At 67.9% G+C, this 13,834-nt stretch carries 9 protein-coding genes; 7 read left to right on the plus strand and 2 right to left on the minus strand.

The window, feature by feature from the left end; translation table 11 throughout:
* The first annotated feature begins 76 nt into the window (after positions 1-76).
* The 5 genes from AC13GI_RS15730 to mdtD all read left to right on the plus strand — a co-directional run bounded on the left by AC13GI_RS15730 (position 77) and on the right by mdtD (position 4,702).
* On the plus strand, positions 77-619 hold the full coding sequence (locus tag AC13GI_RS15730) for a shikimate kinase (protein ID WP_089236477.1): 543 nt from the start codon (positions 77-79) through the stop codon (positions 617-619).
* Positions 616-1,728: a 3-dehydroquinate synthase gene (gene aroB / locus AC13GI_RS15735; RefSeq protein WP_482996768.1), complete on the plus strand. Its 1,113-nt coding sequence runs from the start codon at positions 616-618 to the stop codon at positions 1,726-1,728. Before AC13GI_RS15730 ends, aroB begins: the two co-directional genes overlap by 4 nt.
* A 121-nt stretch (positions 1,729-1,849) precedes the next feature.
* Positions 1,850-2,089 carry a WGR domain-containing protein gene (locus AC13GI_RS15740; RefSeq protein ID WP_099818886.1) on the plus strand — a complete coding sequence of 80 codons (240 nt, stop codon included), beginning with the start codon at positions 1,850-1,852 and terminating at the stop codon, positions 2,087-2,089.
* Between the two features lie 28 nt (positions 2,090-2,117).
* The gene (hemE, locus tag AC13GI_RS15745; protein WP_032951968.1) at positions 2,118-3,200 is read left to right on the plus strand and encodes a uroporphyrinogen decarboxylase; all 1,083 of its coding nucleotides are present in this window, start codon (positions 2,118-2,120) and stop codon (positions 3,198-3,200) included.
* A gap of 92 nt (positions 3,201-3,292) precedes the next feature.
* A complete protein-coding gene (gene mdtD, locus AC13GI_RS15750) occupies positions 3,293-4,702 on the plus strand; it encodes a multidrug transporter subunit MdtD (protein ID WP_380656365.1) in 1,410 nt (469 codons plus the stop codon).
* A gap of 578 nt (positions 4,703-5,280) precedes the next feature.
* Here mdtD and AC13GI_RS15755 read toward each other — a convergent pair.
* Together AC13GI_RS15755 and AC13GI_RS15760 are read right to left on the minus strand one after the other, a co-directional pair.
* Positions 5,281-8,811: a two-component regulator propeller domain-containing protein gene (locus AC13GI_RS15755; RefSeq protein WP_482996769.1), complete on the minus strand. Its 3,531-nt coding sequence runs from the start codon at positions 8,809-8,811 to the stop codon at positions 5,281-5,283.
* 96 nt (positions 8,812-8,907) lie between these two features.
* On the minus strand, positions 8,908-12,453 hold the full coding sequence (locus AC13GI_RS15760) for a sensor histidine kinase (protein WP_482996770.1): 3,546 nt from the start codon (positions 12,451-12,453) through the stop codon (positions 8,908-8,910).
* 165 nt (positions 12,454-12,618) lie between these two features.
* Between AC13GI_RS15760 and AC13GI_RS15765 the strand changes: the two genes are divergently transcribed.
* A complete protein-coding gene (locus AC13GI_RS15765) occupies positions 12,619-13,263 on the plus strand; it encodes a YceI family protein (protein WP_482996771.1) in 645 nt (214 codons plus the stop codon).
* The gene (locus AC13GI_RS15770) at positions 13,260-13,832 is read left to right on the plus strand and encodes a cytochrome b (RefSeq protein WP_099818881.1); all 573 of its coding nucleotides are present in this window, start codon (positions 13,260-13,262) and stop codon (positions 13,830-13,832) included. Before AC13GI_RS15765 ends, AC13GI_RS15770 begins: the two co-directional genes overlap by 4 nt.
* Positions 13,833-13,834: the final 2 nt, after the last annotated feature.

The raw sequence follows: 13,834 nt of genomic DNA on the forward strand, positions 1-13,834 counted from the left end.
GGAAACCCCGCAGGAACCTCCACCCTGACGTGAAGAACGTAAAGGCCAAGGCACGGAGGTGTTAGCATCAGAGGGCATGAATCCCGCTCCGAACCTGATCCTGATCGGCCCCATGGGTGCCGGTAAAACCTGCATCGGCCGCCGCCTCGCCGAGCGCTTCACGCTGGACTTCGTCGACGTCGACCAGGCCATCGTCGATGCGACCGGGGCCAGCATCCCCACGATCTTCGAGCATTCCGGCGAGGCCGGCTTCCGCGCCCATGAGCGCCAGGCACTGGCACAGGTGCTGGCCGGCCGTGGCCAACTGGTTTCCACGGGCGGTGGTGCCGTGCTCGATCCGGACAATCGCGCCCTGATCGCCCGGCGTGGCTTTGTCGTCTACCTGCGGGTCAGCGTCGCGGCCCAGCTGGAGCGCCTGTCACGCGACAAGGCGCGCCCCCTGCTGCAGCGGCCGGACCGCGAACAGGTGCTGCATGATCTGGCCGCGCATCGCGACCCGCTGTATCGCGACCTGGCCGATGTCACCCTTGATACCGACCCGTTTACCGCAGCCGATGCGACCGCCCAGCTTGTGCTCAAGCTGGCCACGCACTGGCAGCGACAGGACCCCACTGCATGACTTCCCCTGCCCTGCTGCAGGTCGCCGTTGGCGGCGACCGCCCCTATTCCATCACCATCGGCGCCGGCGCCCAGGCCGACGGCGCCGCGCTGGCCAGTCATGTGCGTGGCCGCCATGTGCTGCTGGTCAGCGATAGCGAGGTTGCGCCACGTTATCTGGATGCCGTCAGGCAGACCCTGCTGGCCGCACGCCCGGACCTGATCGTGGGTGAGCATGTGCTTGCTGCCGGCGAAGCCTCCAAGACCCTGGCCGAGTTCGGTTCGGTCATCGAGGCGCTGGCTGCGCTCGGTGCGACCCGCGATGCCTGCGTGTTCGCCCTCGGCGGCGGTGTGGTCGGCGACCTCGCCGGCTTTGCCGCAGCCTGCTGGATGCGCGGCGTCGACTGCGTGCAGCTGCCTACGACGCTGCTGGCGATGGTCGACTCCTCGGTGGGCGGCAAGACCGCCGTGGATATCCCGGCCGGCAAGAATCTGGTCGGCGCGTTCCATCCGCCGCGTGCGGTGATCGCCGATACCCGGGTGCTGGCCACCCTGCCGCCGCGCGAGCTGCGTGCCGGCCTGGCCGAAGTGGTGAAGTACGGTGCGCTGGGCGATGCGCTTTTCTTCGAGTGGTTGCAGCAGCATGCCGACGCCCTGGTGGCCGGCGAGGATGCCGTGATCGCCGAAGCCATCGCCCGCAGCTGCCGGCACAAGGCGGCGATCGTCGAGCGCGATCCCTTCGAGAAGGGCGAGCGCGCCCTGCTCAACCTCGGCCACACCTTCGGCCACGCCATCGAAACCGAACAGGGCTACTCCGCACCGGGGCGCGATGCGCTCAACCACGGTGAGGCCGTGGCGGTGGGCATGGTGCTGGCGGCCCGCCTCTCCACTGACCTGGGCCTGGCCGACGACGCCGACCGCGTGCGGTTGCAGGCGCTACTGGAGCAATTGGGCCTGCCGGTGGCCATCCCCGCCGGACTGGACCCGCAGGCCCTGCTCGGCCGCATGCGCCTGGACAAGAAGAACGTGGCCGGCCGCCTGCGCCTGGTGCTGTGGCGTGGCATCGGCCGTGCCGAAGTGGTGCCGGACGTGGATGAAGCGGCGGTACTGAAGGTACTGGACGCAGGCTGACCGCTTCCGCGGTCGCCGTGCATGGCCCGGCGCAACCGGATTGTGCCGCGGCATGAAGCGCAGCCGAGCGTGGGCTCGGCTCTACAGGTCCGTGCCGCCCCGGGGCGATACAATCGACGCCATGCACGTCCACCTGCAACAACCCGCCGACGGTGCCCAGGCACCGCGCTTCCTGCGCCTGACCCTGGTCCCGGACCTGTTCGGCGGCTGGGAGCTGCTGCGCGAATCCGGCCGCGTCGGCGCCCGCTCGCAGCTGCGGCGCGAGCTGTACCTCAAGGCCGACGAAGCCCGCCACGCCTACGAGAAGGCCCGCGATGCCGAACTGCATCGGGGCTTCCAGATTCTTTCGCACGGCGACTGACTGCGCCGCTGCCCTTTTCGCCCAAGGAATGCCCACTGTGACCAGCCCTCTCCGCAACGATCGCCTGCTGCGCGCCCTGCGCCGCGAACCGGTGGACTGCACCCCCGTCTGGCTGATGCGCCAGGCCGGCCGCTATCTGCCGGAATATCGCGCCACCCGGGCCAAGGCCGGCAGCTTCCTGGCCATGGCCAAGAACCCGGAGATCGCCTGCGAAGTCACCCTGCAGCCGCTGCGCCGCTTCCCGCTGGACGCGGCCATCCTGTTCTCGGACATCCTAACCATTCCCGATGCCATGGGCCTGGAGCTGTACTTCGTCGAAGGCGAAGGCCCGAAGTTCCGTCACCCGGTGCGCGATGAAGCGGCCATCGCCAGGCTGGCGGTGCCGGACATGGAACAGGACCTGGGCTATGTGATGGACGCGGTACGCCTGATCCGCCGCGAACTGGACGGCCAGGTGCCGCTGATCGGTTTCTCCGGCAGCCCGTGGACGTTGGCCTGCTACATGGTCGAAGGCGGCGGCAGCAAGGATTTCGCCCGCATCAAGGCGATGGCGCTGAATCATCCGCAGGCCCTGCACCGTCTGCTGGAAGTGACCACCGACGCGGTGATTGCCTACCTCGGCGCGCAGCGCGCGGCCGGTGCGCAGGCCCTGCAGGTGTTCGATACCTGGGGCGGCGTGCTGTCGCCGGCGATGTACCGCGAGTTCTCGCTGCGCTATCTGCAGCGCATCGCCGAAGGCCTGGAGCGCGGCGAAGGCAGCGAGCGCACGCCGCTGATCCTGTTCGGCAAGGGCACCGGCCTGCACCTGGAAGCGCTGTCGCAGACCGGCGCCGATGCGCTCGGCCTGGACTGGACGCTGGACCTGGATGAAGCACTGCGCCGCACCGGTGGCCGCGTTGCCCTGCAGGGCAACCTGGACCCGACCACGCTGTACGCCTCGCCCGATGCGATCGCCGCCGCCGCCGCGCGCGTGCTCGACACCTATGCCGCCGGCAATGGCGGTTCGCGCGAGGGCCATGTGTTCAACCTCGGCCACGGCATGTCGCCGGACATGGACCCGGCCCATGTACAGGTGCTGGTCGACGCGGTGCACGCGCACAGCCAACGCTGAACATTCCGCATGCGATCGCGGCGCGATGTTGATCGCGCCGTGACCCGCAGTGCGCGATCATGGCGTCCCCCACGCTGCACCGGCCGCACGCCATGTCCACATCGCCATCGACCTACACCCGCCAGCGCCCACTGCTGTGGCTGGTGTCCTTGGCGATCTTCATGCAGATGCTGGACTCGACCATCGTCAACACGGCGCTGCCGGCGATGGCGGCCAGCCTCGGCGAAAGCCCCCTGCAGATGCAGTCGGTGGTCTTCAGCTACGCACTGGCCGTGGCCACCTTCATCCCCGCCTCCGGCTGGATCGCCGACCGCTACGGCACCCGTCGCACCTTCCTGGTAGCGATCATCCTGTTCACCCTCGGCTCGCTGGCCTGCGCCTTGGCCCAGCACCTGCACCAGCTGGTCGGCGCACGCGTGCTGCAGGGCATCGGTGGTGCGATGCTGCTGCCGGTCGGGCGCCTGGCGGTGATGCGCTCGGTACCGCGCGAGGACTTCCTGCGTGCGATGAGCTTCATCGCCATTCCGGCCCTGGTGGGTCCGCTGATCGGCCCGACCCTGGGCGGCTGGCTGGTCGAAATCGCCTCGTGGCACTGGGTGTTCCTGATCAACCTGCCGATCGGCGTCATCGGTTTCATCGCGGCGATGAAGATCATGCCCGACCACTACGCCAGCCATCGCACCCGTTTCGACCTGCGTGGCTACGCCATGCTGGCGTTCGCGATGGTGGTGCTGTCACTGGCGCTGGATGGCATTTCCGGGCTCGGCACGCCGCACGCGCTGGTGATGCTGATGACCGTCGCAGGGCTGGCGGCACTGGTGGGCTACTGGCTGCATGCCGCCAACTCCACCGCGCCGTTGTTCTCGCTGGCACTGTTCCGCGTACCCAGCTATCGCATCGGCATTCTCGGCAACCTGTTCTCGCGCATCGGCAGCAGTGCCATGCCGATGCTGATTCCGCTGCTGCTGCAGGTCGGCCTTGGCCTGGGGCCGATGAACGCCGGCCTGATGATGGTGCCGGTGGCGGCCGCGGGCATGGTGTCGAAGAAGCTGGCGGTGAAGCTGGTTGAACGCTACGGCTATCGCCGCGTGCTGATGACCAACACCGTGCTGGTCGGCCTGGCGATGGCCAGCTTCATCCTGATGACACCGGGCCAGCACCTGAGCGTGCGCCTGCTGCAGCTGGCGTTCTTCGGTGCGGTCAATTCGCTGCAGTTCACCGTGATGAACACCGTCACCCTGCGCGATCTCGACCGCGAGTTCGCCAGTTCCGGCAACAGCCTGCTGTCGATGGTGATGATGCTCGCCGCCGGCTTCGGTGCGGCGGCTGCAGGCAGCCTGCTGGCCGCGTTCGGTACGCAGCTGGAAGGCCACGGCGCGACGGCGGCGCTGCACGCCACGTTCCTGTGCGTGGGCGCGATCACCCTGACCTCGACGCTGATCTTCTGGCAGCTGCCCGACACCAAGCCGGAACCGCGCGAGGTCGAGCACGTAGCGGAGTAGTGGGTTCGGCAGGGCTGCGCCCTGCACCTGCAGAGGCCACTGCGCAAGCAACAGCAACGGCAATGGCAACAGCAACAGCGGGCTATCCGTGGGATGGCGGGGCGGTGTCGGATTGCGGGGACGCCGCAAGTACGTCCCTGTAGGCTTGGCCGCGGCATCCATGCCGCGGACGCCCCGCAATCCGACACCGCCCCACCTTCGACAGATCTCCGTGGCTGATGGATCCACGCCATGCGTGGATGAATCTCCATCGAAATCGAATATTTCGACAATTGATCGAAAAACATCCACGCGTGGCGTGGATCTACAGTGTCGACCAAGGTCGACACCCACCAACAGCAACACAGGACGCCATTCCGACAGATCGCGGAAATCTGTCGAAGGCGGGGTGGGTCCGGTTGCGGGGGTGTCCGCGGCATGGATGCCGCGGCCAAGCCTACAGGGACGTATTTACGGCGTCCCCCGCAACCGGACCCACCCCGCCATCCCCCGGATAGCCCGCTGTTGCTGTTGCTGTTGCTCCGGCCGTTGCCGTTGCTGTTGCCTCTGCAGGTGCAGGGCGCAGCCCTGCCGAACCCCTACCGCCCCAGCACGCGGGCGATCGCTTCCACCAGCAGCTCACCGGTCACCGGCTTGCGCAGGAAACCACCGATGCCAGCCGCTTCCACCTGCTGCTGCAGATCCGGGTCGGTGCGCGCGGTCACCGCCAGCAGCGGCAGCGTGTAGCCCTGGTTGCGCAGATGCTGGGCCAGTTCGAAACCGCTCAGGCCCGGCAGATCCAGATCGAGCAGGCCAACGTCGAAATCACCCGCACTGATTTCACGCAGTGCGGCCAGCGCGTGGGCAGCGTGGATCACCTCATGGCCGCGGCTGCTGAGCAGACCACACACCACATCGGCCACGGTCGCGTCGTCCTCCACCAGCAACACACGCAGCGAAGGCATATTGTCCACAGCGGCGGCAGCATCGCTATCGGCACCTCCGTCGCTGGCCGCCCCCTGCTGCAACGGCAATGGCAGGCTGACACCGAAGCAGGTACCGCTACCGAGCTGGCTTTCCACGCGGATCCGGCCCTGCATGGCCAGGGCCAGCTCGCGGCAGATCGCCAGGCCCAGGCCGCTGCCGCCGTACTGCGCGGCCGTGCGCGCGCCGTCAGCCTGCTCGAAGCGCCGGAACAACCGTTGCTGTTGCTCCTGGCTGATGCCCGGTCCGGTATCGCGCACTTCGAAATGCAACCCGCGCGGCCCTTCCTCGCAGCGCGCGTGCAGCGTGATGCTGCCGCGGCTGGTGAACTTGACCGCGTTGGACAGCAGGTTGAGCAGGATCTGCCGCACCCGCATCGCATCGCCGGTCGCCTGCAGCCCTGCGGGCAACTGGTTGTCGAGGATGAACCGCAGGCCCTTCTGCGCAGCCAGCGGCCCCATCAGCGCAGCCAGATCCTGCAGCAGGCGATTGAGACCGAACGCGTTGGACTGCAGTTCCAGGCGCCCCGACTCGATCCGCGCCAGATCCAGCGCATCGTTGACCAGATGCAGCAGGTGCTCACCCGCATGCCGGATCGACTGGGTGTAGCCGCGCTGCTGCGGATCCAGCGGCGAGGCCAGCAACAATTCACTCATGCCCAGCACGCCGGTCATCGGCGTGCGGATCTCATGGCCGAGATTGGCGAGGAAGCGCGTCTTGGCCGCCGACGCGTGCTCGGCCAGATCCTGCTTGTGCAGGGCGAGCTGGTAGGCGTGCTGGCGCTGCAGCCGGCGCCGGTACAACCAGGCGAACCAGCTGGTCAGCAGCAGTGCGATCGAGGCCAGCACCAGCAACCCGGACAGGCTGCGCCACCACGGCGGCTGCACGTGGAACTCCAGGGTCTGCACCCGCGACCAGACGTGGTCGGCCGAACGCGCCTGCACTTCCAGCCGGTAGGCACCGGGTGGCAGGCGCGAGAACAGGCGCTCGCCTGCTGGCCCCACCTCGACCCAGTCCGGGTCGTAGCCGGCCAACCGGTAGCGGTAGGTGTTGGAGGCCGAATCGGCGAAGGACAACAGGCGCGCGACGATACGCAGGTCGCGGTCGCCATCGGCGATCTGCAGCGGCGTGTCATGGGTCAGGTCCAGCAGCTGCTCATTGCGGCGCACCTCCACCCGCTCGATCACCAGCGGCGCACGCCGAGTGGACGGTCGCACCTGCTCGGGATCGAACACCACCACGCCGGCGGGGGTACCCGCCACCATGCGCCCCGCAGCGGTTGCGATCAGGGTGTGTTCGCGGAATTCCTGGCTGGGCAGCCCATCGTGTACGCCGTACAGACGCACGCTTTCACCATCGGCACTGACCCGCACCAGGCCACGGGCACTGGTGGCCCACGCCACGCCCTGCGCGTCGACCACCAGACCGGTGGCGGAAATCGCCGGATAGCCCTGCTCCGCGCCCACCACCGCCTGCCGTTCCAACCTGCCCTGGCTCCAGAGATACCGCGACAGTCGACCATCCTCGGACAACCACACCTGCCCGTCCTTGCCGACGTGCAGGGCATAGACCGCCGTGGCCGGCGCGCCCGGCACCGGCTGGAAGCGCTGCGCATCCGGTTGCCATTGCAGCAGGCCGCGGCTGCTGGCCAGCCAGATCCGGTCCTGCGGTCCGCATTCCACGTCCAGATTGAGCTGACCCGCCTGCAGACCGTCCTGGCCGTTTTCCAGCTGCCGGCGCACGTGCCCGTCCAGGTCGCGCTGCTGCAGGCCCGCCGACAGCATCAACCACAGGCTGTCGCCATCGCAGGTCATCATCGCCTCGATGTTGCCTTCCATGGTCGCATCCGCGCCGGAGTCCCGCCCCCAGCGCCGCAGCTCGCCACGACGCGGGTCGTAGCGCATCAAGGCGTCGGTCGAGCCCACCCACACCCGTCCCTGCCGGTCTTCGCGCACCGACGTCAGCCAATGCATGCCGTTGACGAAGGTGCGGTGCTGCTCGATCACGCCCGTGCGTGGATTGAAACGGTCCAGCGCGCCATGGCTGCCGACGGTCCACACGCCACCATTGCTGGAGGGGCTGGTACCCAGCACATAGGAATTGCGCAGCGAGGACGGATCATCCTCCAGCCGCGAGAACACCGAGAACTGCCACCAGCGCGGCAGCAGATGCCACAGGCCGGCATTGGTGCTGGCCAGCCAGATGCCACCTTCGCGATCCTCATAGGCACCGGTCCAGTTTGGTCGCACCAGGCCACGGGCGATGGCGCTGTACAGCGGCACTGTCTGGTAACGGCCATCGATGCCCCGGCCCAGGCCGCTGCGGGTATCCAGCCAGTGCCCGCCCTGCTCGTCGCGCAGCATCATGCCCAGTACCTGGTCACCGGCCGGCAATGTCCAGGGCACGGATTCGAAACGGCCATCCGGGCGGCGCACGGTGGCCCCGGCCAGCGTGCTGATCCAGAGGCTGCCGTCGGGCTCGGCGGTCAAACCATTGATCAGCAGGCTGGGCACCAGGTCGCCGCCGATGCGTTCGAAATCGGTGCCGGTCCAGCGCGCCACGCCATGCTTGGTGCCGACCCACAGGCTGCCGTCGGCAAGCGTGGCCAGGTACGGTACCGATGCGGCTGGCAGACTGCGCGGGTTGTTGGCTTCGGGCAGGAACCGCTGCAGACGGTCATTGCTGTCCAGCCGGTACAGGCCGCCCTCGTGGGTGCCGAACCAGATCGCGCCATCCGGCGTCGCAGCCAGGCTCCAGACCGTGTTGCTGCCCATCAGCGGCTGGCTGCTGCGGTCGTAGAAGCGCAGCTGCCGGCGGTCGGCCGACATCCGCACCAGGCCGGCATTTTCAGTGCCGATCCACAGCTCGTTGCGGGCATCGACCAGTACGCTCCAGATGCGGTTGTCGCGCAGGCCATCCTCGGAACGCCAGATGCGGTAGTTGCGCCCGTCGTAGCGGGCCAGGCCATCGTTGGTGGCAATCCACAGGTAGCCGTAGCGGTCTTCGGCCATGCGGTTGACGGTGTTGGATGGCAGCCCATCGAACACGGTGACCTGCCGCGGCGAAGGTGGCACCGGCTGCGCGGCAGCGGGCACCAGGCAGCACAGCAGCAGCATCAGCAGCGTCACTGCCCGCAGATACACCACCGATGGCCTCCTCACGCTGCTGTTGATGATGCCCACGCCGTGGGCGTCGGCATGGTAAACCGAAAGTTGCGCGATTCACGCCGCAAGATGCCGTACTCAGCTGATGATCTGGCGTTTACTGCGCGCTTGGGCAATCGCCGCCACCAGCAGATCGCCGGTCACCGGCTTGCGCAGGAAACCATCGAATCCGGCCGCGAGCACCTGCGTCTCGGCGTAGGCATCCGAGCGCGCGGTAACGGCCACCAACGGCAGCTCGTAGCCCATCGCGCGCAGCTGGCGGGCGATGGCGGTGCCGTCGAGTGCAGGCAGGTCGAGGTCAAGCAGACCGACATCGAAGCCCTCGGTGGAAATCTCCGACAGCGCGCCCAGGCCATGCAGCACATGCACCACCTCATGGCCACGGCTGCGCAGCAGGCCGGCAATGACCTCGGCAACGGTTGCATCATCCTCGACCAGCAGGATGCGCAAGGCAGGCAGTGTCGGCAACGTTGCCTCGCCATCGCTGGAGGCCTGCTGCCGGCTCCAGGGCAGCGGCAGCCGCACGGCGAAACGTGCGCCACGCCCCGGCTGGCTGTCGACATCGATGCGGCCCCCCATTGCCACCGCCAGTTCCTGGCAGATCGCCAGGCCCAGCCCGCTGCCGCCATAGCGCGACGCGGTCCGCGGGCCATCGGCCTGTTCGAAGCGGTGGAACAGGCGCTGCTGCTGCTCGGCGTTGATGCCCGGCCCGCTGTCGCTGACCTCGAAGGTCACCACGCCGCCGTTCTCGTCCAGGCGCGCCGCCAGTCCGACATGGCCGCGCTCGGTGAATTTGATCGCATTGCCCAGCAGGTTCAGCAGGATCTGACGGACGCGCATCTCATCGCCACTGATGCAGATCGGGCCTGGCAGGTCCCCCTCACGCCGGAACGCCAGCCTGCGCTGCTGCGCCATCGGCTGCATCAGCGCCTGCACCTGGTCCAGCAATCCGCCAAGGTCGAACGGCCGGATGTCCAGTTCCAGTCGGCCAGCCTCGATCCGTGCCAGGTCCAGCGCATCGTTGACCAGGCGCAGCAGATGGCTGCCGGCCTGCTGGATCGAGCCGGCATAGCTGCGCTGCACCGGGTCCAGTTCGGTGGCCAGCAGCAGTTCGCTCATGCCCAGGACGCCGGTCATCGGCGTGCGCACCTCGTGGCCCAGGGTCGCCAGGAAGCGGCTCTTGGCCTGCGATGCCTGCTCGGCGATCTGCTGCTTGTGCACCGTCAACTGCCACTGCTGGCGCCGCCGCAGCCGCCTGCGGATCAACCACAGCAGTGCCAGCAGCAACAGCGAGCCCAGCATCACATAGCCGAAGATCGCCATGCTGCTGCGCCACCAGGGTGGCAACACCTTGATGTGCAGCTGCTGCGAGGGCGTCCACGGGCCACTGGCCGATGCGGCCTGCACCTCGATCGCATAGGCCCCGGGCGGCAGCCGCGACAGCGTACGTTGGCCATCCCCGCCCTGTTCCACCCAGTTCTGGTCGTATCCCTCCACACGGAACCGGTAGCGGTTGCCCTGCGGGTTGGCGTAGGACAGCAGCCGCGCATCGATCTGCAGGTCACGGTCATCGGGCCCCAGCAACAGCAGGCCGGAGGTTGGCAGGGGCTGCCAGCCGCGCGCATCGTCGCGACGCACGCGCACCTGCGCGATCACCAGTTGCGACGGCGGCAGTTCGACATCCGCAGCATTCGGATCGAAACCCACCATGCCGGTCTGGGTAACGGCCAGCACCCGGCCATCGGCATCGATTGCCGGCGGGCGTCCGGTGAACTCGGCATCGAGCAGGCCGTCGCGCTCGTTGAAGATCTGCAGGCGACGCTGTTTCGGATCCCAGCGCAGCAGGCCTCGCGGTGTCGTCGCCCACAGCTGTCCGTTCGCGGCCAGGGCCAGCCCTCCCATGCTGACCGGCGGCACGCCGGCGCCGGCATCGATGCGCTGGATCAGGCGCAGGCTGAGGCCATCCCACTGGTAGCGTTCGAACGCCCCTTGGCGCGCGATCCACATCTGCCGGGGATCGATCCACACCAGATCGTAGATCGGGCCCCGGGAAACGCCTGGCACCGCTTCAAAGCGGTCCCCCTGCTCGCGCAGGATCCCCGTTTCCCCCATCACCCAGGCCCGCCCCGTGGCATCGAAGCGGATCTGTTCTACCGGTGCATCGGTATCACCACGCAGCATGGCGCCATCGAAACTGCGCAACAGGCGACCCTCGGCACTGCGCTGCTGCAGGCCCAGATTCATCACCGACACCCAGACCGTGCCATCAGGCGCCTGCCGCATCAGATCGATCCGCTGTCGCAGGTCGGAGCCGCCGCCGATGCGCCAGTCGCGCAGCGCGCGGGTGGCCGGGTCATAGACGCTGATGCGTCCGGCGCGGCCCAGCCACAGCCGCCCATCGGGACGTGGCAGCACCGACCATACCGCGCCGCCGCCCAGCTCGCGGTCGCTGGCCAGCAGGCTCAACGTCCCCTGTGCATCGATCTGGTAGACACCGTGCGCAGAACCAACGTAGTAGCTGCGACCATCGCTGGCGGCACTCAGCAGGTACTGGCTGTCCAGCGGCTTGCCATCGAACTGGTACCAGGTCGAAAAACGCCGCCAGTCTGGCGGAAGGTAGGCCAGGCCCTGGGTCAACAGCGCGACCCACAGCCCTCCCTCATGATCCTGCAGCAGATCGAGCACGCCGCTATGGCCGGTCAGGAAGCCACTGCCACGGTCGCCCTCCAGTTTGCGCAGCACCTGGCCGTCACCGCGCAGCAGGCCATCGGAGGTTCCCGCCCAGTAGCCTCCGCGGCTGTCGGGCAGCACCAGTGCCGAGCGCAGGCCGGCGCTGTCGGCCCAGGCCGGTCGCGTTACCCGATCCTGCGCATCGATGCGGTACAGGCCGTCGTTCTGTGTGCCGACCCAGATTGCGCCATCGGCATCGCGGCTCAGCCGCAGCACGCTGACCGCCGCCAGTTCGCGCGGCGCCACGACTTCGAAGGCCTGGCCGTTCCAGCGCGCCACGCCGGTTTCGGTTCCCACCCACAGCCGTCCCTGCGCGTCGACCAGACTGCTGAAGACGGTGTTGCTGGGCAGTCCGCCGGGCTGCGCCGGATCATGCTGGAAATGTCGCAAAGAGCCGTCTTCGCCGAAACGGCAGACCCCATGGCTGCTGCTGCCGATCCACAGCGCGTGCTCGGCGTAGGCCAAGGTCCAGAACTGCCCCTGGCAGCCTTCGGTGACGGAATCGAAGGTCTTGAAGCGCTCGCGGTCGGCATCCAGGCGGGCCAGCCCCTTGCCGTTGATGCCGACCCATATCCGGTCGAGCGGATCGACCAGCAGGGTTTCGATCTCGTTGCCGGGCAGCGAATCCGGTTGTGCCGGGTCGTGCTGCCACACCCGCAGTTCACCGCCGTCATAGCGGGCCAGGCCGCCATCGGTAGCGGCCCACACACGGCCCTGACGGTCTTCGGCCAGCGCGACCACCATGCGCGAGGGCAACCCCTCGGCGGCACCGAAACGGCGCAGGCGCGGTGTTTCCCCGGCCATGTCCAAGGTCGCGCCTGCAGCGCAAAGCGCCAACAGCACCAGACCTGCTCCTGCAATGCCTTGGCACCACCGGCGCCAGCCGCTCGTCATCCTGAACCCCCTGTCCTGTGCCGATTGTCACACAGGGCTGCAGCCATCGCTGCAACAGCCTGTTTCCGGCCACATCGGCACCACGAACTGTTGCAGCCGTGCACACAGCGTTGCGCAAGGGCTATGGGTATGATCAAGCGGTCTTTTTCCCTGAGCCCACCGCCGATGCGCCTCCGCCTGGCCCTGTTGCCGATGCTGCTTGCCGTCGCCCCCGCCTGGGCGGGCAACGATGCCTACCGCATCGATCCGGTGCACACCCGGGTGCTGTTCGCGATCGACCATGCCGGGTACTCGCAGGCGCTGGGTACGATCTCCGGAAGCCAGGGCCAGCTGCAGTTCGATAGCGACAACTGGCGGGATGCAACGCTGGACGTCGAGATTCCGGTAGCACGACTGGACCTGGGTGATGCCAAGTGGAACCAGGCCACGCTGGCGCGCAGCCTGCTCGATGGCGAACGCTTTCCCACCGCCCGCTTCGTCTCCCACCATGTCGAACCGATCGACGCGAAACGTGCCCACGTGACCGGGACATTGACCCTGCGCGGGGTCAGCCAGGAGGTCACGCTGGAGGTGACCTTGAACCAGGTCAAACGCTATCCGCTGCCGCCGTTCCGGCGTACTGCAGGATTCTCCGCCACCACGACACTGAGCCGCCGCGCCTTCGGCATCACCGCCTGGCCGGGCGTGATCGGTGATGCGGTGCAGGTGCGGATCGAGGCTGAAGCCACGCTCGACCGCAGCGATTCTGCGGGAACTCCCGCGCCCCATCCCCACTCCGACAGCCAGACGGCCACCAAGGACCCTTCATGACCGCCAAGAACACCCCCGCCGCCTGGGGGAGTGTCAGCCAGACCCTGCACTGGCTGATCGCATTGCTGATTCTCGCCCTGGGCATCGTCGGCCTGACCATGGGCGAACTGCCGAAGACGCCCAAGTATTTCTGGGTCTATACCGCGCACAAGTCGATCGGCATCACCGTGCTGGCACTGGTGGTGCTGCGCCTGGGCTGGCGCCTGTATGCGGGTGCCCCCAAGCCGGTACCCGGCGTGCCGGGCTGGCAGGAGCGCATCGCCAGCGCCACCCATGTGCTGCTGTATGTGCTGATGTTCGCCATCCCGTTGTCGGGCTGGCTGTACGACTCGGCCAGCGGCCTGCGCCCGTTCCGCTGGTTCGGCCTGGTCGAGGTGCCCAAGCTGAGCGGACCGGACCCGCAGGTCGTGGCGGTTTCCCACGCGCTGCACGAATACGGCTTCTGGCTGTTGATCGCGGTGGTACTGGCCCATGCCGGTGCTGCCTTCTACCACCACCTGTTCCAGCGCGATGCCACCCTGTCCCGGATGTTGCCGCGTGGCTGGCTCGCCTCTCCCCAGAAGGATTGACC

The sequence above is a fragment of the Stenotrophomonas sp. 82F1 genome (assembly GCF_056861525.1).

What these genes read in the sequence shown, in the direction of transcription:
- AC13GI_RS15730 (WP_089236477.1), top strand. Translation starts at nt 77, where the DNA reads ATGAATCCCGCTCCGAACCTGATCCTGATCGGCCCCATGGGTGCCGGT.
- AC13GI_RS15760 (WP_482996770.1), bottom strand. Translation starts at nt 12,453, where the DNA reads ATGACGAGCGGCTGGCGCCGGTGGTGCCAAGGCATTGCAGGAGCAGGT.
- AC13GI_RS15770 (WP_099818881.1), top strand. Translation starts at nt 13,260, where the DNA reads ATGACCGCCAAGAACACCCCCGCCGCCTGGGGGAGTGTCAGCCAGACC.
- AC13GI_RS15765 (WP_482996771.1), top strand. Translation starts at nt 12,619, where the DNA reads ATGCGCCTCCGCCTGGCCCTGTTGCCGATGCTGCTTGCCGTCGCCCCC.
- hemE (WP_032951968.1), top strand. Translation starts at nt 2,118, where the DNA reads ATGCCCACTGTGACCAGCCCTCTCCGCAACGATCGCCTGCTGCGCGCC.
- aroB (WP_482996768.1), top strand. Translation starts at nt 616, where the DNA reads ATGACTTCCCCTGCCCTGCTGCAGGTCGCCGTTGGCGGCGACCGCCCC.
- mdtD (WP_380656365.1), top strand. Translation starts at nt 3,293, where the DNA reads ATGTCCACATCGCCATCGACCTACACCCGCCAGCGCCCACTGCTGTGG.
- AC13GI_RS15740 (WP_099818886.1), top strand. Translation starts at nt 1,850, where the DNA reads ATGCACGTCCACCTGCAACAACCCGCCGACGGTGCCCAGGCACCGCGC.